Origin of the sequence: Psychroserpens sp. SPM9, from assembly GCF_025153525.1 — a bacterium.
Classification (GTDB): Bacteria; Bacteroidota; Bacteroidia; order Flavobacteriales; family Flavobacteriaceae; genus Psychroserpens.
The window spans coordinates 310064-335766 of record NZ_JANZNR010000001.1 but is presented as its reverse complement, the minus strand read 5'-3'; the positions used below and the strand labels follow the sequence as shown (position 1 = coordinate 335766).

The following is a 25703-nucleotide window of genomic DNA, read 5'->3' as shown; positions in this document are numbered from 1 at the left end:
TATATATAGAAAATAAACTACATTACGCGTCGGGCTTGAACATAGGCCTGATACCAATAGCGTTCAGATAATTTTGAAGTAATAACACCACGACTTGTAGTAGAATGTATAAACTCTACATATCCAGGTCTAACGCTTGAAACAATGCCAACATGGTTGACTTTACGGCTGTTCTTTTTGGTAGCAAAAAACAATAAATCGCCTTCTTGGACTTCTTTTACGTCAATCCATTCACCACGTTTTGACAAATCGCTTGTGGTACGTGGTAGTATGATATTTTCTTTACTAAATGCTGTAACTACTAATCCAGAGCAATCCATACCTCTTTTGGTTGTGCCGCCATACTTATAGCGTGTTCCTTCAAAAGTTTTAGCATAATCTATAATGTTCTCAATGGTTTTTGTACTGGCTGTGGTAGGTGCCGACTTTCGAGTCGTTGTTTTAGTTGTTTTAGTCTTTTTAGTTACAATGCGCTTTGACGATTTACAATTCGTAAAGCTAATGGCTAAGATTAAAAGCAAAATAATGTTTTTCATAGGTAGGAAATTATGCCTAAAAATATAGATTTCTTAGAGTTTAGTATAAGGATAACGTTTGGGTTTTCAACAATCTTATTTACAACATTTCAGAATTAGCGATGTGATGTAGATCTAATTCTGAAAGCAACTCTAGTTTAAGTCTTACTTTATGGTGTTATTTATGTTTGGTTTGAAGGCTTTGGTAAATTAATTCTGCAGCTTTTCTACTTGCACCTTTTCCACCGAGCTTTTTTTCCAAATCGTAATACTCTATAAAGAATTTAATACGTTGGTTTTCGTCTAAAATGTTGTGAAGTTCCTTTTTAAGACGTTTGGTGTTTAAATCAGCTTGAATCAGTTCCGTGACAACTTCACGATCCATAATTAAATTAACCAAAGAAATATATTTAAGAGTGATAATGCGTTTTGCAATTTGATATGAAATAGAATTCGCTTTATAACAAACCACTTGAGGGACTTTAAATAAAGCGGTTTCTAAAGTGGCTGTTCCAGAAGTGACTAATGCTGCTGTAGAAACACTAAGCAAATCATAAGTTTTATTAGCTATAAAAGCTACATTATTTTGTTTGATAAAAGGTTTGTAAAAACTATAATCCTGACTAGGAGCACCAGCAATCACAAATTGATAATCAGAAAAATCATCAACCACACTAAGCATAACGCCAAGCATTTTGGTGATTTCCTGTTTTCTGCTTCCAGGAAGTAAGGCTATAATAGGTTTACTATTTAGTTCGTACTGTTCTCTAAATTTATATTCGTCAACCTGCGTTCTATCTGCAATGGCATCAATAAGCGGATGACCTACAAAATGTACATCATAATTATAAGTGCTGTAAAATTCTTTTTCAAACGGAAGAATCACATACATAGCATCTACATCACGTTTGATTTTTTCAACACGACTGGCTCTGGATGCCCAAACCTGAGGTGAAATATAATAATGGGTTTTAAAGTTTTTTTCTTTTGCCCATTTGGCTATTCGGAGATTAAAACCAGAGTTGTCAATAAAGATGATAACATCGGGTTGGTAAGTTTCAATATCACTTTTACAAAATTTAATCAGACTGAGAATTTTTCTAAGGTTGGTAATCACTTCAGCAAACCCCATAAACTGACGTTCTTTGTAGTGCTTTACTAATGTGCCTCCAACCCCTTGCATTAAGTCGCCACCCCAAAATCTAAATGCTGCATTGACATCTTGTTGTTGTAATGCTTTCATTAGATTAGAACCGTGTAAATCTCCAGAGGCCTCGCCAGCGATAATGTAATATTTCACGTTATATAAATCTGATAATTAATGTTATTAAGGCAACAATTACAGTGGCAATAAGTACGCCTTGCGCTCGTGCATCTTCTTTTCTTTTTATAAACAGAAAAAATGCAGCGAGGTTTAAAATCGCACCCATACTCATCAATTTAGTAAATACGCCTTGATTGATTGCAATTTCTAAGGAATCGGGTAACGAGTTTCCTGTCCCAAAAAACAATAAAACCAAAAGTAATCCGAGAGTACTTGCTACTAACCCTATGATGATGCCTAATATGATATGTTTATTTTTCATTTAAATTCCATGTGTTTAAATACTGAATACTTTGGTGCGCGGTTAAATCAAATTGAATAGGAACAACCGAAGCATAATAATGCGCTAAAGCCCATTCGTCTGTGTCTTCCCCATGATCTAAGTTGACAAACTTTCCGGTTAGCCAATAATAATCTTTTCCATAGGGGTTTTGACGTTTGTCAAATTCTTCTTCCCAGTTGGCACGAGCTTGCCTGCAAATTTTTATGCCTTTAATCTCTTTTTTATCGGATTTCGGAAAATTAACATTTAAAACAGTTCCGCTATCCAAACCGTGTTTTAAAACTTGCTTTGCTATAGTTTTAATATAAGGCTTACAAGGCTTAAAATCGGCACTCCAATTGTAGTCGCATAGTGAAAATCCAATCGCAGGAATGCCTTCTATACCAGCTTCGATTGCAGCACTCATTGTTCCAGAATAAATAACGTTAATTGAAGAATTCGAGCCGTGATTAATGCCTGAAACGCACAAATCAGGTTTTCGGTCTAATATTTCTCTAACCCCAAGTTTTACGCAATCTGCAGGCGTTCCAGAGCAGCTGTATTCTTCTTGAGGACCATCATCTATCGTGACTTTTTCAATATGTAAGGTTGAGTTTATCGTAATGGCATGCCCCATACCACTTTGAGGACTATCGGGAGCAACAACAACAACATCTCCAATGGTATTCATAACTTTAATTAAAGTTCTAATACCTGGTGCTGTGATTCCGTCATCATTAGTAACTAATATAAGAGGCTTTTTTGGCATAATAAAGTGTAAGCTAGTTTGCATTGCTAAAATACATAAACACGCTTGAAATTCCTATAAATAGAGGTTTAACAAAAATTTATTAGCTTGCTTTTTTATTGGCATGATTTTTTCTACTACTTTAGTAGAAATTATGTAAATTATCTACAGTGTATATGGATACCTAATTTATTAAGTTTCAATTACATTTTACATTAAAAAAATATGATAAATATGATGAAGAGGAATTATAAACTGCCGCTATTAGTATTGCTTTTAGCCTTTGCCTCATGCAGTTTTACGACCAAAAAGTTTGAAGACCCAAATAAAGATAAGCTCTTAATACAGCTTATTACTTATGTTTTAGAACAAGGACATTTTAATCCGCAAGACCTTAATGATAATTTTTCTGAAGCTGTTTTTACAGACTATCTAGAACAATTAGATCCGTTTAAGCGTTATTTTTATGCTTCTGATATTAAAGAGTTTGAAGCCTATAAAATGCAATTAGACGATCAAATAAAAGCTTATGATATTGCGTTTTTTAATTTGACACATGATAGGTTGTTACAAAGAATTGAAGAGTCTAAAGCCATGTACAAAGATGTACTGTCTGAATCTTTTGATTTTTCAGTAGCTGAAGAATTTTCTACAGACTATGAAAAACTGAGCTATGTCAATTCTAAAAAGGAAATGAAAGAACGTTGGAGACAGCAACTGAAATTTTCGACTATTGCTAATTATGATGATTTATTGAGCGATCAAGAGCAGGCAAAAAAGCAAAATTTGCCGTCTAAAGCATTTTCTGAAGATAAAGAAGAGAATTCAATCGTTTCAAAATCTAAATCTGATTTAGAAAAAGAAGCGCGTTTAGCAACCCAAAAATCATTAGATGAGCTCTACGATTTTATTGATGACAGACAACGTAAAGATTGGTTCTCGGTATATATCAATGCTATTGTTGAGGAATTTGATCCGCATACCTTCTACTTTGCACCAGAAGATAAAGACCGTTTTGATGTGGCTATGTCTGGTAATTTCGAAGGAATTGGCGCTAGACTTCAGAAGAAAATGGATGCTATTACCGTTAATGAAATTATAAGTGGTGGTCCTGCCTGGAGACAAAATAAACTGGAAGTTGGTGACCAAATTATTAAAGTTCGCCAAGAAGACGAAGCCGAAGGCATTAAAATTGTAGGCATGCGACTTGATGATGCGATTAAGTTTATCAAAGGGCCTAAAGGCACAGATGTAACCCTTACCTTGAAGAAAGTTGATGGTACAATAGAAGATATTACTATCACGAGAGATATTGTTGAGTTAGAAGAAACCTATGCGAAATCATCAACAGTAATTAAAGATGATAAGAAATTTGGGGTGATTAACTTGCCTAAATTCTATGTGGATTTTGAAGATTACAACAAGCGAAATGCAGCTTCTGATATCAAAAAAGAAATTGAAAGACTCAAAGCTGAAGGTGTTGAAGGTTTGGTACTCGATTTAAGAAATAATGGAGGAGGGTCGCTTCAAACAGTTGTAGATATGGGCGGATTATTCATTGAGGATGGTCCAATCGTTCAGGTAAAAACAGCCGGAGAAGCTAAAGAAGTTTTAAAAGATAAAGACAAGTCTATCGTTTGGGATGGACCCTTAGTGATTTTAGTTAATGAATTATCGGCATCAGCTTCCGAAATTTTAGCCGCAGCAATGCAAGATTATAAGAGAGCTATTGTTATAGGAAGTAAGCAAACCTACGGAAAAGGAACAGTGCAAAACGTACTGGATTTAAACCGCATGGTTAGGCAGAGCAGCAATGGTGACATGGGAGCACTGAAATTTACTACTCAAAAATTCTACAGAATTAATGGAGGTTCTACGCAGTTAGAAGGTGTTAAAAGTGATGTGGTTGTCCCAGATCGCTATAGCTACATCAATATTGGAGAAAAGGATCAAGAAAACCCATTAGAATGGGATAAAATTGATCCAGTCGATTATAAGCTGTGGGGAAGTTATTACGATTATGACACTACTATCGCTAAGAGTAAAGCACGTATGGCTAATAATGAACAATTAAAGTTAATTGATGCCAATGCGCAATGGGTTAAGAAAATTAGAGATAGAGAAATTTATTCTTTAAACTATGAAGAGTATAAAAAAGCTTTAGAGGCAAACGAACAAGAATCTAAACGTTTTGAAAAACTTTCAGATTATAAGACAAACTTAACATTTACTTCTTTGCCTTATGAAGTTGAATTGATGAGTAAAGATTCAATCTTAAAAGAAAAAAGAGACCGTTGGCATGCTAGTTTAAGTAAGGATGTTTATATTGAAGAAGCACTTAATGTGTTAAACGATTTGAAAATGACTTACGAAATTAAAAAAGTGGCGACATCTGTAAAAAATTAAAATGAGTAATAAAAGTGACTCATTAACACAATTAGCGCTCCGAAAGTTTAAAAAGAACTTTTGGGGCGTTTTGAGTTTTTGGCTTATCGTTTCTATAGGTGTTATGTCGCTTTTGGCTTATGTGATTGCTCCAGACGATTCTCAAAATGCCAATCAAATGCATTTGTCGATTCATTCTCAGCGTCCCGGATTTAAAGTCCAAATGCTACACTTGCCTTCTCAAAATACAGCAGATCAATCCCGTTTTTCGGAACTGTTATTTGGGAAAACTTCAACAGATATAGAAATCCCTATTTCTGAATATACAATCTCAAATGATGAGCTAACCTATACTCAATATGCTGCTGATGGTCTTGTTGGTGTTGAAAAGAGTGTAGATTTATCGACCTACAAAAATCGGGATGATGTTTATGTTGAAGATAAAACGTTTCTCTGGGGAACCGACAAATACGGACGTGATTTATTGAGCAGAATTTTAATAGGTTCCAGAATATCTTTTTCTATCGGTTTTATCGCTGTTTTTATCTCATTGGTTATCGGAATCTTTATGGGAAGCATCGCTGGTTATTACGGCGGAAAAGTAGATGCGTTTATTATGTGGGTTATCAACGTGACTTGGTCAATCCCAACGTTACTCTTAGTTATTGCAATTACTTTAGCTTTGGGAAAAGGCTTTTGGCAGGTCTTTATAGCTGTAGGTTTAACCATGTGGGTTGAAGTTGCCAGAGTTGTAAGAGGTCAAATTATTAGTGCCAAAGAAATGCAATATGTCACCGCAGCTCGCGCTTTAGGGTTTAAAGATTCAAGAATTATTATAAAGCATATTCTGCCTAATATCATGGCGCCAATTATAGTAATATCCGCCGCTAATTTTGCAGCAGCTATTTTAATAGAAAGTGGTTTGAGTTTTCTGGGTATAGGCGCGCAACCACCAATGTCAAGTTGGGGAGCCATGATAAAAGATCATTATAATTATATCATCTTAGGGAAACCTTATCTGGCACTAATTCCGGGGCTGTGCATCATGATTTTAGTGATGGCTTTTATGCTCGTTGGAAATGCTTTACGTGATGCTCTTGATGTGAAATCGTAGCCCTAACGCATCGCTTCAATCTCTGAGTTTGTAGCTGTTATAAATTGTAAAACTTCGTCCCTTCCAATAGCTTTTGATGAAGAGGTAATGAAGTAATTTGGGGTTTCTTCCCAGGTTTTAAGAAGTTCTTTGCAATAGTCATCAACATTGCGTTCTATTGCCTTTGGTTTGAGTTTATCGGCTTTAGTAAAAATGATTGAAAACGGAATTTGATTAACACCTAGATATTCCATAAACTCCAAATCAATTTTTTGAGGTTCATGTCTCACGTCAACCAATACAAAAGCAGAGACTAATTGTCGTCTCTTTTCAAAATAATTGGTAATAAACTTCTGAAACTTCTTTTTGGTTGTTTTAGAGACGCGCGCATAACCATAGCCTGGTAAGTCAACTAAAAACCATTCTTTATTAATTAAAAAATGATTGATTAACTGCGTTTTTCCTGGCTTTCCAGATATTTTAGCTAAATTTTTATGATTGGTCAGCATGTTGATTAAAGACGATTTTCCAACATTACTCCGACCTATAAACGCATATTCAGGTAGCTGATCTTTCGGACATTTATCCACATCAGAATTGCTTATTACAAATTCAGCAGTTTTAATAACCATTTTATTGATTTTTTAAAGTTTTAGAAATTCAAAAACTTAAAAGCCTCTTTGTTTAAGCCAGTCATTAAGAATTTCATTGAATTCTTCAGGATGCTCCATCATAGCTGCATGTCCGCATTTGTCAATCCAAAATAAATCAGAATCAGGTAAAAGTTCATTAAATTCCGTGGCAACTTCTGGAGGTGTTACAGTATCATTCTTTCCCCAAATAATACAAACAGGTAAGTCCATTTTCGGTAAATCCTTAGCCATGTTGTGTCTAATTGCACTTTTGGCAATTGCTAAGGTTTTTATAAGTTTATTTCGGTCGTTAACAGTTTCGTAAACTTCATCAACAATAGCTTTGGTCGCTACAGCAGGATCGTAAAACACATCTTGTGCTTTTTTCTTTATGACTTCGTAATCGCCACGTTTGGTGTAACCACCTCCCATGGCACTTTCATATAATCCAGAACTCCCAGTGATAACCAGTGCTTTTACTTTTTCCGGATAAAGCTTTGTGTGGTATAAACCGATATGGCCACCAAGTGAATTTCCAAGTAAAATAACTTGATCGAGGCCTTTAAATTCTATAAAGTCATGTAAGTACTTTGCAAAGCTCTTTACATTCGTTTTGAGAAGCGACATCGTGTATATTGGAAGTTCAGGAATTAATACTTTATAGCCTTTTTGGCTAAAAAAATCAGTGACCGCATCAAAATTACTTAATCCACCCATTAATCCATGAAGCACAATGATTGGTGTGCCTTCTCCAACTTCAATATAACTGTAATCTTTTTCCTTTTTTAATCGGTGCGCCATGTATTAGTTAGTCATTTTGATAAAAACAAATATAGGTAATTCCATGAAAAGAATCGTATAATATTTATTTAGACTAGCCTTAGTTCTTTTTAAGATGTTAACAAAAGGAATGGGATGACATATTAAGAACTTATTATGCTGATAATAAATAATTTAGACAACTTTTCGCGATTTTTTTTCGGGTTTAAAAATCATTCAAATATAAATTTATCAACAAAAGTGGGATAACGTGGTAAATAGTGGTAAATTTTTCAATATATTTGAATCTTAATCGTTACTCTAAGTAAATCAATCATTTTGAACCCTTTAATCGGAACATACGAATGTAAAGTGGATGCCAAAGGAAGGCTTATGCTTCCTGCTGCGCTTAAAAAGCAGTTGCTTCCTATGTTGCAAAATGGGTTTGTATTGAAACGTGCTGTATTTCAAACGTGTTTGGAGTTGTATCCAATGAGTGAGTGGGAGTTGCTAATGCAAAAAGTGAATAAACTCAATCGTTTTAAAAAGAAAAACAATGACTTTATTCGACGTTTCACGGCTGGATTAAAGCAAGTTGAGGTGGATGCTGCGGGACGATTGTTAATCCCAAAAGATCTGGTGGCTTTCTCCGGAATTACAAAAGATATCGTTGTGGCTTCAGCAATTAACATCATTGAAATTTGGGATAAAGACAAGTATGAACAAGCTATTGATGATGCTACTGGAGATTTTGCTGATTTAGCTGAAGAAGTTATGGGACAAGACGATGACGATGGAATATCATAACCCAGTTTTACTCAAGGAAACGGTTGAAGGTTTAAATATAAAACCTGACGGAATTTATGTCGATGTCACTTTTGGAGGTGGTGGTCATAGCAGAGAAATATTAAAACATCTGGGCGCAAAAGGAAAATTGTTTGCTTTTGATCAAGATAAAGATGCTCTTTTAAATACAATTGATGATGAACGCTTCACATTGATTAATGAGAATTTTAGATATATCAAACGTTTTTTAAGATTCTATGGCGCTAAACAAGTTGATGGTATTCTGGCCGATTTTGGTGTATCATCTCATCAGTTTGATGTTGCTGAACGCGGATTTTCAACGCGTTTTGAAGCCGACTTAGATATGCGAATGAATCAGGATGATAGCTTATCGGCTTATCATGTAGTTAACGATTATGAAGAGGAGCAAATTAAGCGTGTATTATCTCAATATGGCGAACTGAGACAAGCGCCAGCAATGGCAAGAGATATTGTAGAAGCGCGACGTGATGAACCAATTAAAACAAGTGAACAATTAAAGGCTGTACTTAAACGGTTTTTAAATCATAAAAAAGAAAATAAAGTGTTAGCGCAAATTTATCAGGCGATTCGAATCGAAGTGAATCAGGAGATAGAAGCTTTAAAAGAGTTTTTGCTGCAAACACCAGAGATTTTAGTTAAAGGCGGAAGGTTGAGCATGATATCGTATCATTCTTTAGAAGACCGTTTAGCAAAACGTTTCATAAGAAACGGTTTGTTTGAAGGTGAGCCAGAGCGTGATGTCTTTGGGAATTTCGAAGTTCCGCTCAAAAAAGTTGGAGGTTTGATAGTGCCAACTAAAGAGGAAATAAAATTAAATAATAGGGCAAGAAGCGCAAAATTGCGAATCGCTGAGAAGTTATGAAAAAGAATATTTACAGCGTTTTAAGAGGTAAATTTTTAGTCAGTGATGACTCCTTTAAAAACTGGAGGGTTATCATATTTATTTCAGTATTAGCAATTATAATGATAGCAAGTTCTCATAGTGCCGATCAAAAAGTGTATGAGATTGCTCGATTAAAAAATGAAGCAAAAGAGTTGAGGTCATCATTTGTTGACGGACGCTCAAAATTGATGAGACTTAAAATGGAATCGTCAATCATAGAAAAAGTAGCAGAAAAAGGAATTAAAATATCAGAGATTCCGCCAAAAAAAATAAAAGTTAAATCACAGGATTGATAACGTGGCAACAACCGAAACTAACATATTAAACAGATTGTATTTCGTGGCTGGCAGTATGTTTGTCTTCGCACTAGCTGTTGTGTTTAAGCTGTGTAGTATTCAGTTTATTCAAGGGGATGAATACAGAAGTTTGGCACAGCAACGAACGGAGAAAAATTTTGATATTCCTGCTAACAGAGGTAATGTGTATTCTGCTGATGGCAGCTTGTTAGCAACCTCAATTCCTAAGTACGATATTCGTATTGACGCGATGCAACCAAAGCAAGAAGTTTTTAATGAATTGATAAAACCTTTATCTGATTCACTTTCAAAATACACAGGAAAACCATCTAGTTATCATCTAAATACAATTAAAAAAGCACGTCTTAACAAGAACCGATACTTTCTCTTGGCTCGTAATATTAGTTATTCAGATTATATAAGAATACGAAACTTTCCTATGTTGGAGCTTGGTGCGATTCGAGGCGGACTCATAGTAGAGCAAACGACTAGACGTGAACATCCAATGGGAGGAATTGCTGAACGAACTATTGGGTATGATAAAGTTGATGAAGACGGAAACGTAACCAGACCTGGTATCGATGGTGCTTTTGGAGTCAAATATTTGCGAGGTACGAATGGAAAACGATTGAAGCAAAAAATTGGAAATGGCCAATGGAAGCCTATTGTAGATTATAACCAAGTCGAACCTCAAGATGGCTATGATGTCTATACGACTATTGATGTTAATATTCAGGATATTGCGCATCATTCTTTATTGGGGCAGTTAGAAAAATATGAGGCAGAACATGGTTGTGCTGTGGTGATGGATGTTGCAACAGGTGAGATCAAAGCAATTTCTAATTTAGGTCGCAATAAAAACGGAAATTATTACGAACGCCTTAATTATGCCGTTGGTGAAAGTCACGAGCCTGGTTCTACATTTAAAGTCATGGCTTTAATGGCTGCGCTTGAGGATAAAGTTATCGACACATCTACAGTAGTGGATACAAAAAATGGAACTAAACGATTTTATAAATACAATATTCATGATTCTAAAAGAGGTGGCTACGGAAAGATTTCTGCGGCACGTGCTTTAGAGGTGTCTTCAAATATTGGTTTGGCTACACTCATCGATGATAATTATGCAAATCAACCTAAGAAATTTATCAACCGAATAAAAAGCTGGAATCTCCATAACACGCTTGGTGTTTCGATTATTGGCGAAGGGAAGCCAGATATTCCAGAGCCCGGACATAAAAAATGGAGTAAGAATGCATTGCCATCCATGGCTTATGGGTATGGTTTAGAAATGACTCCTCTACAAACCTTAGCATTTTACAATGCTATTGCTAATGATGGTGAAATGGTGAAGCCTCGGTTTTTAAAGTCGGTTAAAGAGTTTAGTAGAGAAATTGAAGTCTTTGATAAAGAAGTTATTAATCAGAAAATATGCTCTGATAAAACATTAAATGAGATTCGTAACATACTAAAAAATGTAGTTGTTAGAGGTACAGGAAAGCGTATGTACTCCGAAAATTTTTCAATGGCAGGAAAAACAGGTACCGCCCGAATTGAATATTGGATGAAAGATTGGGAGGAAAACCCAAGGTATATTTCGTCTTTTGCTGGGTATTTTCCGGCAGATAACCCCAAATATTCATGTATCGTAGTGATTCATCGTCCAAGTACCAGTGTTGGCTATTATGGTGCGGATGTGTCTGGTCCAGTTTTTAAAAGAATCGCTCAAAAAATATATACCGAAACGCCACTCATTGATGAAGTAGAGTCTTTAGAAGTTGTTAATACCAATGTTGATGAAGCTTATGAAGCGTATTATAAAACAAGACAAACCTATAAAACGATCATGCCAAATGTTATAGGTCTGCCAACTATGGACGCCTTAGCATTGCTAGAGAATATGGGGCTCAAAGTAAAATTAGAAGGTGTAGGAACAGTAAAAAGACAATCCATAAATCAGGGACTTAAAGTAAAACCTAACCAAATAGTTGTTTTAGGAACATAATGCTACAATTAAAAGACATATTGTATAAGGTTACTATTAATGCTGTTGCAGGAAGCACAAGTGTTGTTGTTAACGGACTGCATTTTGATTCGCGACAGATATCAAAAGGCGATGTCTTTGCGGCTATCAAAGGGGTTGTGGCTGATGGTCATGATTTTATTGAAATGGCTATTGAAAAAGGAGCAACTACCATTGTATGTGAAACCCTACCGGCTCAATTACACGATAATATTACTTATATAGAAGTCGAAAGTGCCAGTCAGGCTTTAGCGTTTATGGCTGCAAATTTCTACGGAAATCCTTCAGAAAACCTAAGATTAGTTGGTGTTACAGGAACTAACGGAAAGACCACAATTGTCACACTATTATATCAGCTATTTAAAAAGGCAGGATATAAAGTTGGGTTGCTTTCTACGGTTAGGATCATGGTTGATAACACCGAGTATAAAGCAACACATACCACGCCAGATTCTTTGACAATTAATAAGTATTTAAAGAGGATGAATGATGAAGGTGTTGAGTTTTGTTTTATGGAAGTAAGTTCTCATGGCATCCATCAGCACAGAACCGATGGGTTGCATTTTGCTGGCGGGATTTTTACAAACCTTTCACACGATCACTTAGACTATCATGACACTTTTGCTGAGTATCGTGATGTTAAAAAATCATTCTTTGATCATCTGCCTAAAAAGGCATTTGCCTTAGTCAACATTGACGATAAAAACGGATTAGTCATGCTGCAAAATACACAGGCTAAAAAGTTGACTTATGCGCTTAAAACTTATGCCGATTATAAGGCGCAAGTATTAGAGAATGAATTTAGCGGATTGCTATTAAAACTCAATGATAGTGAATTATGGACTAAGCTCATCGGGAATTTCAATGCCTATAATGTGACTGCAATTTATGGAGCTGCCGAATTGCTTGGCCTTGAAAAAGTGGAAGTGCTCAGGCTAATTAGTGAGCTGGAAAGTGTGAGTGGTCGTTTTCAGTATCTCATTTCTGAAGAAAAAGTTACCGCTATTGTAGATTATGCGCATACGCCTGATGCTCTAAAAAATGTATTGGAAACTATAAATAGTATTCGTACCACGAATGAAGAATTGATTACAGTAGTTGGTTGTGGTGGCGATCGTGATAAAACCAAACGACCTAAAATGGGGCATATCGCTTCAGCATTAAGTACTAAGGTGATTTTTACAAGTGATAACCCTAGAAGTGAAGTACCTGAAACCATTATTGAGGATATTGAAAAAGGCGTAGAGCCTCAAAACTTCAAAAAGACTTTGGCTATAGTTGATAGAAAGCAAGCAATTAAAACAGCCTGTCAATTAGCCAATCCAAATGATATCATTCTAATCGCAGGAAAAGGTCATGAAACCTATCAGGAAATTAAAGGAGAACGCTTTGATTTTGATGATTATAAAATAGTTCAGGAGTGTTTAAAACAGTTGCAAAAATGAGTGCGTTTAAACCCTTAATGTTAAAGATGAATTTTAAATGGCGAGTAGTATTTAGCCAATCAAAAGCAGTATAAAAATAGTAGAAATAATATGTTGTATTACCTATTTGATTATTTAGAACAAGAGTTTCAGTTTCCTGGAGCCTCTCTTTTTGGGTTTTTAACCTTTAGAGCGGCTGTGGCTATAATTTTATCGTTACTCATCTCTACAATATTTGGTAAGCGTATTATCCGTTTTCTGCAAAGACAACAAGTTGGAGAAACCATTCGTGATCTTGGTTTGGATGGTCAGGTTGAAAAGGCAGGAACACCAACCATGGGTGGAATTATTATCATTTTAGCTACACTCATTCCGGTATTGTTATTGGCAAAGCTCGCAAATGTATATATCATTTTACTTATTGTAACGACGGTTTGGATGGGAATTATTGGGTTTATCGATGATTACTTGAAGAAATTTAAAAACAATAAAGATGGATTGAAAGGGCGTTTTAAAATTTTAGGACAGGTTGGTTTAGGGATCATCGTAGGAGCAACGATGTACTTTCACAGTGATGTGACGATTAAAGAAAAACTGCCTGAAGACCAGCAAACAGTGCTTCTGGCTCAAGATCCTAATATATCGCCATCTAAGCTGTTTGATAAAGAAGAAAAGTCGACAAAAACGACGATACCTTTCATGAAATCTAATGAGTTTGACTATGCCGATTTAATCACCTGGATCAGTCCAGATTTAGAGAAATATGCTTGGGTCATTTTTATTCTGGCTTCCATATTTATCATCACGGCTGTTTCAAATGGCGCGAATCTTACTGATGGAATCGATGGTCTGGCCGCCGGGACTTCGGCGATAATTGTGCTTACATTAGGCATATTCGCATGGGTTTCGGGTAATATTATTTTTTCAGAATACCTGGATATCATGTACATCCCCAGAGTGGAAGAAATTACCATATACATCGCAGCTTTTGTTGGAGCCTTAATCGGGTTTTTATGGTACAATACTTATCCGGCTCAAGTATTTATGGGTGATACGGGAAGTTTGACTATTGGAGGAATCATAGCAGTTATCGCCATTGCAGTTCGTAAAGAATGGTTGATTCCGGTGTTGTGCGGAATCTTTTTAGCCGAAAACTTATCCGTGATGATGCAGGTGAGCTATTTCAAATACACAAGAAAAAAATATGGTGAAGGCCGGCGCATTTTTAAAATGTCGCCTTTACATCATCATTATCAGAAATCAGGATATCATGAAAGTAAAATAGTGACGCGATTTTGGATTATAGGAATTCTGCTAGCAATTATTTCAATTGTGACACTGAAAATAAGATAAATGAAACAGCTGGTAGTTCTTGGAGGTGGCGAAAGTGGAGTTGGAACAGCACTCTTAGGAAAGGCAAAAGGCTATACCGTATTTGTTTCTGATAAAGGACAAATAAAAGAAAAGTACAAACAAGTTCTTATACATAATGAGATTGAATTTGAAGATGGAATGCATTCCGAAGATAAAATTCTGAATGCTGATATCGTCATGAAAAGCCCGGGAATTCCTGATAAAGTTGCACTTATTAAACAAATTAGAGCGCAAGGAATCACCGTGGTTTCTGAAATTGAATTTGCATCAAACTTTACCACTGCAGTCATTGTAGGAATTACAGGAAGTAACGGTAAAACGACCACAGCAACACTTACGCATCACTTGTTAAAACAAGAAATAGAAGTGGGTTTGGCTGGTAATATTGGTGACAGTTTTGCAAAACAAATTTTAGAGCAAGACTATCCAAACTACGTGTTGGAGATTAGTAGTTTTCAGTTGGATGATATTGTTGACTTTAGGCCGCATATTGCAGTTTTGACCAATATTACACCAGATCATTTAGACCGCTATGACTATCAGTTTGAAAGGTATATCGCTTCAAAATTCAGAATTGCAAACAACCAAACAGCAAGCGATTATTTCATCTATGATGCCGATGATGAAGTTATTTCCAGTTGGTTGGAAGCGCATCCTGTTCAATCCACATTATTGCCATTTTCATTAACAAAAACTATTGAAAATGGTGCGTATTTAGATAAAGACAATATAAAAATAACAATAGATAACAATCAGATAATTATGCCAACAGCAAATTTAGCATTAGAGGGAAAACACAATATTAAAAATGCAATGGCTGCTTCGACAGTAGCCCACTTGCTGAAAATTAGAAAACAAACAATACGAGAGAGTTTGGAAAATTTTCAAGGCGTAGAACATCGTTTAGAGCATGTTTTAAAAATAAATAAAGTTGAATACATCAACGATTCTAAAGCAACCAACGTAAATGCTACTTATTATGCTCTTGAAAGCATGGATGCACCTACGGTTTGGATTGTTGGAGGTGTTGATAAAGGAAATGATTATAAAGAGCTTTTTCAGTTTGTAAATGAAAAAGTAAAAGCAATCATTTGTTTAGGTGTAGACAATGAAAAACTAATTGAAAGTTTTGGTGGAATGGTAGATATTATCATCGAAACTCAGTTTATGAGTGAAGCGGTTAAAATTGCTTATAAAGTGGCTGAAGCTGGAGATAATGTATTGTTGTCGCCTGCATGTGCAAGTTTTGATTTGTTTGAAAATTACGAAGATAGAGGCCGTCAGTTTAAAGACGCTGTTAGAAACTTATAAATATAAAAATGCCATTCAGTTGAAGTTGCGACTGAAGAATCTAATTTTTAGATTCATCGCTTTGCTCTGAATGACAACATGAGAATGATTTAAAAATAAAATGCAAACACTATTTACAAATATAAAAGGAGATCGATTAATCTGGGCAATTGCTGCATTGTTGGCAATTTTCTCATTTCTTCCTGTATATAGTGCTGCTAGTAATTTGGCTTATGTTGGTGGTGCCGGAAATACCTTTGGCTTTTTTGTAAAACATTTTATGCATCTCTTTTTGGGCTTTGCAATTATGTACGGCGTGCATAAAATTCCGTACCGCTATTTTAGAGGATTGTCTATGGTGATGATTCCTATTGTTATCGTCTTGTTAATCGTTACAATGCTTCAAGGCACAACCATCGAAGGCGCTAATGCAAGTCGGTGGATTCAAATTCCATTTGTCGGGATGTCATTTCAAACCTCTACATTGGCGGCAGTGGTGTTAATGGTTTACGTGGCGCGATACCTGTCTAAAATTCAAGATAAAAACGTCACTTTTGTCGAAACACTATTACCACTTTGGGCACCCGTGTTTTTTGTGTTAATACTAATATTACCAGCTAATTTTTCTACAACAGCTATTATCTTTTTAATGGTGATGATGTTAACGTTTATTGGTGGCTATCCTATAAAATATTTGGGCATTGTTATTGGTAGTGGCATCGTTGCGTTAACTTTATTTATTCTCGTGGCTAAAGCGTTTCCAAATTTAATGGATAATCGTGTGGACACGTGGACAAGTAGAATTGAGAATTTTGCTAATGGTGAAGATACTGAAGCCGATTATCAAATTGAAAATGCTAAAATCGCTATAGCTTCTGGTGGTATTAAAGGTTTGGGTCCTGGTAAAAGCCGACAAAAAAACGTGTTACCACAATCGTCTTCCGATTTTATTTTTGCGATTATTATTGAAGAATATGGCTTAATTGGAGGCTTGTTTTTGCTCGTACTGTACTCCTGGTTATTATTCCGAATCGTCATCGTATCACAAAAGTCGGATACAGTTTTTGGAAAACTCCTGGTTTTAGGCGTTGGCTTGCCTATTATATTTCAAGCCCTCATAAATATGGCTGTTGCTGTGGAATTGTTTCCGGTAACAGGACAAACCTTACCCTTAATTAGTAGTGGTGGAACATCCATTTGGATGACCTGCTTGGCGATTGGCATTGTATTAAGTGTAAGTGCTAAACGTGAACAAATAAAAGAACAGGAAATTAATGAGGACAATCCATTAGAAATTTTAAGTGAAACAATTTAATGAGTACGTATAAAATCATATTATCAGGTGGCGGAACAGGTGGACATATCTATCCTGCGATTGCGATTGCAAACGAATTAAAATCGCGCTTTCCTGATGCTGAGTTCTTATTTGTTGGTGCTTCAGATCGTATGGAAATGGAAAAGGTGCCACAAGCTGGTTATGATATTGAAGGATTGTGGATTTCTGGCATTCAACGAAAATTAACACTTAAAAACCTCATGTTTCCGCTTAAGCTTTTGTCCAGTTTGCTCAAGTCTCGTAAAATCATCAATACCTTTCAACCCGATGTTGTTATTGGTACAGGAGGATTTGCTAGTGGACCACTATTAAAAACGGCAACATCTAAAGGTGTGCCGAGTTTGATTCAGGAACAAAATTCATATCCAGGGATCACCAATAAATTGTTATCTAAACACGTCGATAAGATTTGTGTGGCTTATGAAGGTTTAGAAAAGTTCTTTCCGAAGGACAAAATCATATTAACAGGCAACCCAATTCGTAAGGATTTATTGAATGTTGAGCAGAAACATATCGAAGGTAAAGATGCTTTTACTTTAATTCATAGTAAGCATACACTTTTGGTTTTAGGTGGCAGTTTGGGAGCAAGACGTGTGAATCAGCTTATTGAAGAAAAGTTGACGTATTTTCAATCACAAAATATCCAATTGATTTGGCAATGCGGTAAACTGTATTATCAACAATACAAGCATTATAATGACATGGAATATGTGCAAGTTCATGCCTTTTTAAATACAATGGATATGGCTTACGCTGCGGCAGATATTATTATCTCTCGAGCGGGAGCAAGCTCGGTTTCTGAACTTTGTGTTGTTGGGAAACCTGTGATTTTTATTCCGTCACCAAACGTAGCGGAAGATCATCAAACAAAAAATGCCAAAGCGATTGCCGATAAGGAGGCAGCAATTTTAATAAAAGAGTCTGATTTAGACGCGCAATTTGAAACCCATTTTGATGCATTAATGGCATCGCCAGAACAACGAAAAACTTTAGGAACCAATATAAAGCAACTGGCATTAATTAATGCTACCAGCGATATCGCAGACGAAGTTGAAAAACTGTTACAACGCTAAATGAAATTAGAACAATTAAATAACGTTTATTTTATAGGAATTGGAGGCATAGGTATGTCGGCCTTGGCGCGTTATTTTATGGCTAAAGGAGTGGCGGTTGGTGGTTATGATAAAACCAAAACTGATCTTACTGATGCTTTAGTTGATTTAGGGGTTGCCATACATTTTGATGATGATGTAAAACAGATTGAACCTCGTTTTTTAGACGCAAATAAAACGCTTATTGTATATACACCTGCAATTCCGAAGTCGCACAGCGAATTAACGTATTTTATGTCGAACGGATTTGAGGTATTAAAGCGATCTCAAGTCTTAGGAGAAATTACAAAACAAACATTTTGTCTAGCGGTTGCAGGAACACATGGTAAAACCACAACGACAAGTATTCTCGGACATTTGTTAAATGCTTGTGATGTTGAAGTGACTGCTTTTTTAGGCGGAATTAGCGAAAATTATAATTCTAATCTCATTCTAAACGGAACAGAGGTTACAGTTGTAGAGGCTGATGAATTTGATCGTTCATTCTTAACCTTGTCTCCAGATTTTGCTTGTATAACCTCGATGGATGCTGATCATTTGGACATTTATGGTGATGCTTCAGAACTGGTGAAATCTTTCGAAGATTTTTCAAAAAAAATAAAACCCAACGGAAAACTGTTCGTTAAAAACGGATTGCCAATCAAAGGAATTACCTATGGTATTGAAGACGATTCAGATTATTCGGTAAAAAATATTAAAATCATAAATGGTAGTTATGTGTTTGATGTCAAAACACCAAATGCACTACTGGAAAATTTCAAATTTAGCCTACCTGGTAGACATAACCTGTCGAATGCATTAATAGCCTTGGCGATGTCTGTAGAATATGGACTCCCTCATCCGCAGCTCGCCAAGGGATTAGCATCTTATAAAGGTGTAAAACGCAGATTTACCTACCAGATTAAAACCGATGATTTAGTGTATATCGATGATTATGCACATCATCCGGAAGAAATTAACGCGGTACATCAAGCGGTTAGAGAAATGTATCCTGATAAAAAAGTGCTAGCTGTTTTTCAACCGCATTTATTCAGCAGAACTAAAGATTTTGCCGACGATTTTGCTGAAAGCTTATCAAAATTTGATGCGGTGTTTCTGCTAGATATTTATCCGGCACGTGAGTTGCCAATTGAAGGGGTTAATTCAGAATGGCTCTTAGGAAAAATTAAAAATGACAATAAAAAATTAGTTCAAAAATCTGAATTAATTCAAGCGATAACATCTCAGGATGCACCAATCATATTAACTATTGGAGCAGGAGATATAGGAGAAGAAGTAAAACATATTAAAAAAGCATTGAGTCTTGCGAGTTAATTATAACTACATAAAAGTTGTATTGTTACTAGTGGTAGTGGTGTTTTTGTGTGCCTTTTCTACAGTTAGAAATTCATCACGAAAAGTAGCAACTCCAGCCATAAAATTTGTTGGAGACGATAATCTTTTTGTCACGCATGAGACTGTTAGTAAATTGTTAATACAAAATCAAGAGACTGTTACGAATAAGCCTAAAGATATTATAGATTTGAACGAATTAGAATCTGCCCTAAACTCTAATCCAATGATTAAGCGTGCACAAGTGTTTATGAGTGTTGACGGCTTAATCACTGCTGAAATTGAACAGAAAAAACCTATTGCAAGAGTAAGCACAAATGCATCTTATTACATTGATGATACAGGCTCTTTTATGCCTTTATCAACAAATTATACTGCACGAGTGCCTCTTGTTACTGGATATATTGAGAAGAATGATTTGGCTATTGTACATGCTGTAGCTAAAAAAGTTCAAAGCGATGAATTTTTGACAAAGCATGTGGTTGAAATTCATCAAAATCAAGATAAAACCATTGATTTAAAATTTAGATCACATGATTTTAATATTCATTTAGGAACTTTAAAATTATTAGATAAAAAAATAAATAATCTTAAAGCGTTTTATAAAAAAGCAATGAAAGATGATGCACTGGATAATTATAAACTAGTGAATTTAAAATTTGACAAACAAGTGATTTGCACCAAAAAGTAAGTGATGGAGAATAATAAAATTTCAGTAGGACTCGATATCGGAACCACAAAAATTGTGGCCATGATTGGTCGTAAAAACGAATATGGCAAAGCCGAAATTTTAGGGATTGGAAAATCCAAAAGTTTAGGAGTTCATAGAGGTGTAGTCAATAATATTACCCAAACGATTCAATCCATTCAGCAAGCGGTTCAAGAAGCCGAAGCCGAAGCTGGTTTAAAAATAGAAGAGGTTACTGTGGGTATCGCTGGTCAGCATATCCGTAGTTTACAACATAGCGATTATATCACTAGAGCTAATTCTGAAGTGGTTATTGATGATGAAGATATTGACCGTTTAATTAATCAGGTTCACAAGTTAGTAATGCTTCCAGGTGAAGAAATTATTCATGTGTTGCCACAAGAATACAAAATTGATGGGCAAGCCGAAATTAAAGAGCCTATCGGAATGTATGGTGGACGACTAGAAGCTAATTTTCACGTTGTTGTAGGTCAGGTGTCTTCGATTAGAAACATCGGGCGCTGTGTAAAAAGTTCGGGTTTAGAACTTGAAGGGATCACCTTGGAGCCTTTAGCATCTGCAAATGCGGTACTGAGTCAGGAAGAAAAAGAAGCAGGAGTTGCACTTATTGATATAGGAGGAGGAACAACCGATTTGGCGGTGTTTAAAGACGGCATCATTCGTCATACAGCCGTGATTCCTTTTGGAGGAAACGTGGTAACTGAAGATATCAAGGAAGGCTGTTCTATTATCGAAAAGCAAGCAGAATTATTAAAAATAAAGTTTGGATCTGCATGGCCAGGAGAGAATAAAGACAACGAAATAGTGTCCATTCCTGGATTACGTGGTCGTGAGCCTAAAGAAATCACTTTAAAAAACCTGTCTAAAATTATCCATGCGCGTGTCGTTGAAATTATAGAGCAGGTCTATGTAGAGATTAAAAATTATGGGCACGAAGAACAGAAGAAGAAATTAATTGCCGGAATTGTACTTACAGGTGGAGGAAGCCAGTTAAAACATTTAAAGCAATTGGTTGAATATATCACTGGGATGGATACCAGAATTGGGTATCCCAATGAGCACCTCGCTGGCGATAGTGACGATGATATTGCGAGTCCGTTGTTTGCCACAGCAGTGGGATTGGTTATGGACGGATTAAAGCGTCAAGAACGTAAACGTGTAGAAAAAGAAGTTGAAGAAATGGAGCACGTGATAGCCGATCATGCCGAAGATGCTCCTGTGCAAGAGGAAGAGGTGATTGAGCCACCAAAAAAGGAACGTAAGTCCTTTTTAGATAAGTTAACAGAACGCGTTAAAGATTTTTTAGATAACGCCGAATAAATACATTAGAATAGCTTCGATTGGGTAGGACTATCGGAGATATTTGGGGAAAATATAGTTTAAATAGAGTATAAAAGTAATTTTATGAGCAACAACAATGAGTTAGGCAACATTGCATTCGATTTACCAAAAAACCAATCCAACGTCATCAAGGTTATTGGAGTTGGAGGTGGTGGAAGCAACGCAATTAATCACATGTTTTTACAAGGGATTAAAGGTGTTGATTTTGTGATTTGTAATACAGATGCCCAAGCACTGCAAAACAGTGGTGTCCCAAACAAAATCCAGTTAGGAGTTAATTTAACCGAAGGTTTAGGAGCCGGAGCAAATCCTGAAGTAGGAGAGCAGGCTGCCGTAGAGAGTTTAGAAGATTTACGTCGTATGTTAGATACCAATACAAAAATGGTATTTATCACTGCGGGAATGGGTGGTGGTACCGGAACAGGTGCTGCGCCAATCATCGCTAAACTTGCTAAAGAATTAGATATTTTAACAGTAGGTATTGTGACGATGCCATTCCAATTTGAAGGAAAAACAAGAAACGAACAAGCCTTAAAAGGGATTGAAACGCTTCGTTCTCATGTAGATTCTTTGGTGGTTATCAACAATAATAAACTACGTGAAGTCTACGGAAACCTTGGTTTTAAAGCAGGTTTCTCAAAAGCAGATGAAGTTTTATCTACAGCATCTCGAGGAATCGCAGAAGTCATCACACATCACTATACGCAAAACATCGATTTGCGTGATGCTAAAACCGTATTGAGTAATAGTGGTACTGCCATTATGGGGTCGTCAACCGCTTCGGGTAAAACCAGAGCACAAGAGGCAATTATGAAAGCTTTAGATTCACCGCTGTTAAATGATAATAAAATTACTGGAGCTAAAAACGTACTGTTGCTTATCGTTTCGGGTTCTCAGGAAATTACTATTGATGAAATTGGAGAAATCAATGATCATATCCAAACCGAAGCTGGTCATGGTGCCAATATTATTATGGGTGTTGGTGAAGACGAATCACTGCAAGAGTCAATCTCTGTAACTATTATTGCTACGGGTTTTGATTTAGATCAACAGCATGAAATTTCAAACACCGAACAAAAGAAAGTGGTTCACGCTTTAGAAGATGATAGAAATGATGACGTGCATGTTAAAGAAAGTGAGCCGGCAATTATAACGCCAGATATTATTCTTGAAAAGGAAGAAGATAAAGCTCCTGAAGTTGTGGTTCATACTTTAATGGATGATGAAGACGATTTAGACGAAGTGTCTAATGAAGCTTTAGAAACCGAATTGATCACAACAACTGATATTATAAGAAACATCAATGTGGTTTATGACGAAGTTTTAGATCATAAAGCTGAAGAAACTCAAGACGACGACTTTATTATTACGCCAGTTCAAGAAGTAAAAGAAGAGAGCATTCAAGAAGTTGAAGAAGAACAAATTACGCTCACCTTCGATTTGCCATTGTCTTTTGGTGCTTCGGAAGATGAAGTAACGCCTGAAAATCAAGTAGAAGAAGAGAAGACTATTTTTTCTTTAGACGAAGAAGTTAAAGACTTTGAAGTGAAAGAGCATGTTGAAATAATTCCTGTTACTGAAGCGAATGAAGAAGGCGAAAAGCGATATGCTTTAGATGATTTCATGACCTATGAATCAGCGATGAATGAGCAGGAAACCAAAACGAAGCCTCAGCCCGAAGTTGAAGACGAAGTTGTATTTGAGAAAAAAGTCATTGAATCTGAAGTCAATGAAGCGGCAATTGGAGAAGAGATTGACCCAATGAACAGTCCGATTTCAGAATTGCTAAAAGAAAGAGCCGATGAAAGACGCCGTAAAATGAAAGATTTCAATTACAAGTTTAATACGGCAAAAATAGATGAAATTGAAAAAGAACCTGCATACAAAAGACAAGGTGTGAATTTAGAGGATGCACAGCATTCATCAGAAACCAACGCTTCTAGAACATCCGTTTCTACAGATGAGAACGATGACGTTCAGTTAAGAAGTAATAATTCATTTTTACACGACAACGTAGATTAATAGCAAATTTAGTTTAGTGTTTCACACTTTGTCAAACCCGAAAAGTTGTAACAGATTTTTCGGGTTTTTTTATATTTTTTAGTGTTTTGAAGATCCATAAAAACCAGTAAGTTTTTCATATCTTCGCATTTCAATAAAATCATGTATTATGAGTTTACAAAATGATGTCATGACTGCTATGAAGGCAGCGATGAAAGAGAAAGATCAAGTGGCTTTAGCGGCATTGAGAGCTATTAAATCGGAGTTGTTGCTTGCACAAACTTCAGGAGAAGGAGGCGATTTAACCGAAGAACAAGAGATCAAGATTTTGTCTAAGTTAGTAAAGCAACGTAAAGATAGTGCTGCGATTTATTTAGAACAAGATCGAAAAGATTTAGCATTACCTGAAATTGATCAGGCTGAAGTGATTAGTCAGTTTTTACCAGAAGCATTAAGCGAAGAAGAGATTGAAAAGGTAGTGGTAATGACGATAGATCAAATTGGAGCTGAAGGAATGAAAGATATGGGAAAAGTCATGGGAATTGTAAGTAAAGAACTGGCTGGACAAGCCGACGGTAAGGCTATTTCGGCTATAGTCAAAGCAAAATTATCATAATTATAATCAAAAATTAAAATACTCTCCTATCTTTTGTAGGAAATTTTGGCCTCGTAGTTCAACTGGATAGAATATCAGATTTCGGCTCTGAGGGTTGGAGGTTCGAATCCTCTCGAGGTCACGAATAAATAAAAAACCTAAGTGTTAAATCAAGCTTGCTTGAATTTATAAGCTTAGGTTTTTTATTTTCAAAGCGGAGCTTTGAGGAAAGACGAGCGAAGTGAGTCAATCCAAACTGCATTTATTAATGAGCACGCTATAAGCTTGCATGAATTTATAAGCTTAGGTTTTTTATTTTCAAAGCGGCGCTTTGAGGAAAGACGAGCGAAGCAAGTCCATCCTCATTGCATTCGTTAGTGAAATGCTATAAGCTTGATTCAATTTTATGTAAGAAGCATAACTTTGTGGTTTGACGTTAATTCTAATACAATGCGTAACTTTACATTCTAATAAAGAATTTAATTTCTGAAAATAGAGCCTTCTAAGGTTTTAGAATAGAAAAAGGAAAACACAGCCAACCCATTAATGAATCTACTTTTCAATGTTGTTTTATGTATTCAGTATAATAAGCTTTCGGAAGACGAAAAAATAATAGCTGATTATTTCATAGTAGTTGCTGTTGTACTAGCCTTGTTGTTTTTTGCAGGTAGAATTTTTAATTTCTTTGAAATGGCTTATGTCGAATACATCAATAAGCGCCTATTTTTTAATCATATTTATTTCAGAAAACGAAAATTATCTAAAGATCAAAAATCAATTCTGAATAGAAATTTTAAGTTCTACAGAAGACTACCTTTAAAACAGAAAGCTTATTTTGAGCATAGGGTTAGTCAATTTGTAAGAAAAACGGAGTTTATTGGTAAGGATATTAAAATTACTGAGGAGATGAAAATGCTCATCGCTGCGACACTCATTAAATTGACCTTTGGTTTAAGAGATTACAACATTAAATCGGTAGAACGTATTATATTATATCCTGAAGAATTTTACTCACAAACTAATAAAGCTTACCATAAAGGAGAGTTTAATTTAGGTTTAAAGGCCCTTGTGTTTTCATGGAAAGATGTATTATATGGTTATGCTATCGAAGATGATAATATAAATTTGGCCATACATGAGTTTACACATGCTATACACTTTTATTATATGAGTGCAAGGCGTCATAGCACAAGTGCTGCTATATTTTTAGATGCTTATGTTGAACTTAGTAATATGCTCGATGCTAATGCCGAACTTAAATCAAAACTTATTGCCTCAAAGTTTTTGAGGGATTATGCGTTTACCAACCAGTTTGAATTTTTATCGGTTATCATAGAAACGTTTATCGAATCTCCTGAGCCTTTTAAAAATCAGTTTCCAGGTATATATGGGAAAGTCAAAACGATGTTAGGTTTTAATTTTACAGGCTACTAGTTTTTTA

Annotated in this window: 23 protein-coding genes and 1 tRNA gene; 18 read left to right on the top strand and 6 right to left on the bottom strand. The window is 35.8% G+C overall.

Annotation, left to right across the window (positions count from 1 at the left end; translation table 11 throughout):
• Nucleotides 1–17: 17 nt before the first annotated feature.
• The 4 genes from N4270_RS01430 to surE form a co-directional block, all read right to left on the bottom strand.
• Nucleotides 18–536, bottom strand: a complete 519-nt coding sequence (locus tag N4270_RS01430) for a C40 family peptidase (protein ID WP_260095012.1) — start codon at nt 534–536, stop codon at nt 18–20.
• Between the two features lie 157 nt (nt 537–693).
• On the bottom strand, nt 694–1815 hold the full coding sequence (lpxB, locus tag N4270_RS01425) for a lipid-A-disaccharide synthase (protein WP_260095011.1): 1122 nt from the start codon (nt 1813–1815) through the stop codon (nt 694–696).
• A 1-nt stretch (nt 1816) separates the two neighbouring features.
• Complete coding sequence (locus tag N4270_RS01420) at nt 1817–2101, bottom strand: hypothetical protein (protein ID WP_260095010.1); 285 nt, start codon at nt 2099–2101, stop codon at nt 1817–1819.
• On the bottom strand, nt 2091–2870 hold the full coding sequence (gene surE / locus N4270_RS01415) for a 5'/3'-nucleotidase SurE (protein ID WP_260095009.1): 780 nt from the start codon (nt 2868–2870) through the stop codon (nt 2091–2093). The genes N4270_RS01420 and surE overlap by 11 nt, the downstream gene beginning before the upstream one ends.
• A 216-nt stretch (nt 2871–3086) precedes the next feature.
• Here surE and N4270_RS01410 point away from each other — a divergent pair, with 216 nt between their 5' ends.
• On the top strand, nt 3087–5255 hold the full coding sequence (locus N4270_RS01410) for a carboxy terminal-processing peptidase (RefSeq protein WP_260095547.1): 2169 nt from the start codon (nt 3087–3089) through the stop codon (nt 5253–5255).
• A gap of 1 nt (nt 5256) precedes the next feature.
• On the top strand, nt 5257–6348 hold the full coding sequence (locus N4270_RS01405) for an ABC transporter permease (RefSeq protein ID WP_260095008.1): 1092 nt from the start codon (nt 5257–5259) through the stop codon (nt 6346–6348).
• A gap of 2 nt (nt 6349–6350) precedes the next feature.
• Here N4270_RS01405 and yihA read toward each other — a convergent pair whose 3' ends face one another.
• Both yihA and N4270_RS01395 read right to left on the bottom strand, forming a co-directional pair.
• Complete coding sequence (yihA, locus tag N4270_RS01400; protein ID WP_260095007.1) at nt 6351–6959, bottom strand: ribosome biogenesis GTP-binding protein YihA/YsxC; 609 nt, start codon at nt 6957–6959, stop codon at nt 6351–6353.
• Between the two features lie 36 nt (nt 6960–6995).
• Entirely contained in the window at nt 6996–7760 is a 765-nt protein-coding gene (locus N4270_RS01395; RefSeq protein ID WP_260095006.1) for an alpha/beta fold hydrolase, read from the bottom strand.
• A 297-nt stretch (nt 7761–8057) separates the two neighbouring features.
• Between N4270_RS01395 and mraZ the strand changes: the two genes are divergently transcribed.
• The 16 genes from mraZ (at nt 8058) to N4270_RS01315 (ending at nt 25696) form a co-directional block, all read left to right on the top strand.
• The gene (mraZ, locus tag N4270_RS01390; protein WP_260095005.1) at nt 8058–8525 is read left to right on the top strand and encodes a division/cell wall cluster transcriptional repressor MraZ; all 468 of its coding nucleotides are present in this window, start codon (nt 8058–8060) and stop codon (nt 8523–8525) included.
• Entirely contained in the window at nt 8512–9408 is an 897-nt protein-coding gene (rsmH, locus tag N4270_RS01385) for a 16S rRNA (cytosine(1402)-N(4))-methyltransferase RsmH (RefSeq protein WP_260095004.1), read from the top strand. Before mraZ ends, rsmH begins: the two co-directional genes overlap by 14 nt.
• Nucleotides 9405–9722 carry an FtsL-like putative cell division protein gene (locus N4270_RS01380; protein WP_260095003.1) on the top strand — a complete coding sequence of 106 codons (318 nt, stop codon included), beginning with the start codon at nt 9405–9407 and terminating at the stop codon, nt 9720–9722. The genes rsmH and N4270_RS01380 overlap by 4 nt, the downstream gene beginning before the upstream one ends.
• A gap of 58 nt (nt 9723–9780) precedes the next feature.
• Nucleotides 9781–11730 (top strand): penicillin-binding protein, encoded by a 1950-nt coding sequence (locus tag N4270_RS01375; protein WP_260095545.1) that lies wholly within the window; start codon nt 9781–9783, stop codon nt 11728–11730.
• Nucleotides 11730–13193 carry a UDP-N-acetylmuramoyl-L-alanyl-D-glutamate--2,6-diaminopimelate ligase gene (locus tag N4270_RS01370; protein ID WP_260095002.1) on the top strand — a complete coding sequence of 488 codons (1464 nt, stop codon included), beginning with the start codon at nt 11730–11732 and terminating at the stop codon, nt 13191–13193. Before N4270_RS01375 ends, N4270_RS01370 begins: the two co-directional genes overlap by 1 nt.
• Nucleotides 13194–13283: 90 nt before the next feature.
• Nucleotides 13284–14525: a phospho-N-acetylmuramoyl-pentapeptide-transferase gene (mraY, locus tag N4270_RS01365; RefSeq protein WP_260095001.1), complete on the top strand. Its 1242-nt coding sequence runs from the start codon at nt 13284–13286 to the stop codon at nt 14523–14525.
• Nucleotides 14526–15857, top strand: coding sequence for a UDP-N-acetylmuramoyl-L-alanine--D-glutamate ligase (murD, locus tag N4270_RS01360; RefSeq protein WP_260095000.1), 1332 nt, complete (start codon nt 14526–14528; stop codon nt 15855–15857).
• 100 nt (nt 15858–15957) lie between these two features.
• Nucleotides 15958–17151: an FtsW/RodA/SpoVE family cell cycle protein gene (locus N4270_RS01355; protein ID WP_260094999.1), complete on the top strand. Its 1194-nt coding sequence runs from the start codon at nt 15958–15960 to the stop codon at nt 17149–17151.
• Nucleotides 17151–18245 carry an undecaprenyldiphospho-muramoylpentapeptide beta-N-acetylglucosaminyltransferase gene (murG, locus tag N4270_RS01350; RefSeq protein WP_260094998.1) on the top strand — a complete coding sequence of 365 codons (1095 nt, stop codon included), beginning with the start codon at nt 17151–17153 and terminating at the stop codon, nt 18243–18245. Before N4270_RS01355 ends, murG begins: the two co-directional genes overlap by 1 nt.
• The gene (gene murC, locus N4270_RS01345) at nt 18246–19598 is read left to right on the top strand and encodes a UDP-N-acetylmuramate--L-alanine ligase (protein ID WP_260094997.1); all 1353 of its coding nucleotides are present in this window, start codon (nt 18246–18248) and stop codon (nt 19596–19598) included.
• The gene (locus N4270_RS01340) at nt 19588–20307 is read left to right on the top strand and encodes a cell division protein FtsQ/DivIB (protein WP_260094996.1); all 720 of its coding nucleotides are present in this window, start codon (nt 19588–19590) and stop codon (nt 20305–20307) included. Before murC ends, N4270_RS01340 begins: the two co-directional genes overlap by 11 nt.
• A 3-nt stretch (nt 20308–20310) precedes the next feature.
• Nucleotides 20311–21645, top strand: a complete 1335-nt coding sequence (gene ftsA, locus N4270_RS01335; RefSeq protein ID WP_260094995.1) for a cell division protein FtsA — start codon at nt 20311–20313, stop codon at nt 21643–21645.
• Nucleotides 21646–21729: 84 nt separating this feature from the next.
• Nucleotides 21730–23688 (top strand): cell division protein FtsZ, encoded by a 1959-nt coding sequence (gene ftsZ / locus N4270_RS01330; RefSeq protein ID WP_260094994.1) that lies wholly within the window; start codon nt 21730–21732, stop codon nt 23686–23688.
• A 148-nt stretch (nt 23689–23836) separates the two neighbouring features.
• Nucleotides 23837–24283, top strand: coding sequence for a GatB/YqeY domain-containing protein (locus N4270_RS01325; RefSeq protein WP_260094993.1), 447 nt, complete (start codon nt 23837–23839; stop codon nt 24281–24283).
• 47 nt (nt 24284–24330) lie between these two features.
• A tRNA-Arg gene (locus N4270_RS01320) sits at nt 24331–24404 on the top strand.
• 404 nt (nt 24405–24808) lie between these two features.
• Nucleotides 24809–25696: a zinc-dependent peptidase gene (locus tag N4270_RS01315; RefSeq protein WP_260094992.1), complete on the top strand. Its 888-nt coding sequence runs from the start codon at nt 24809–24811 to the stop codon at nt 25694–25696.
• Nucleotides 25697–25703 lie beyond the last annotated feature (7 nt).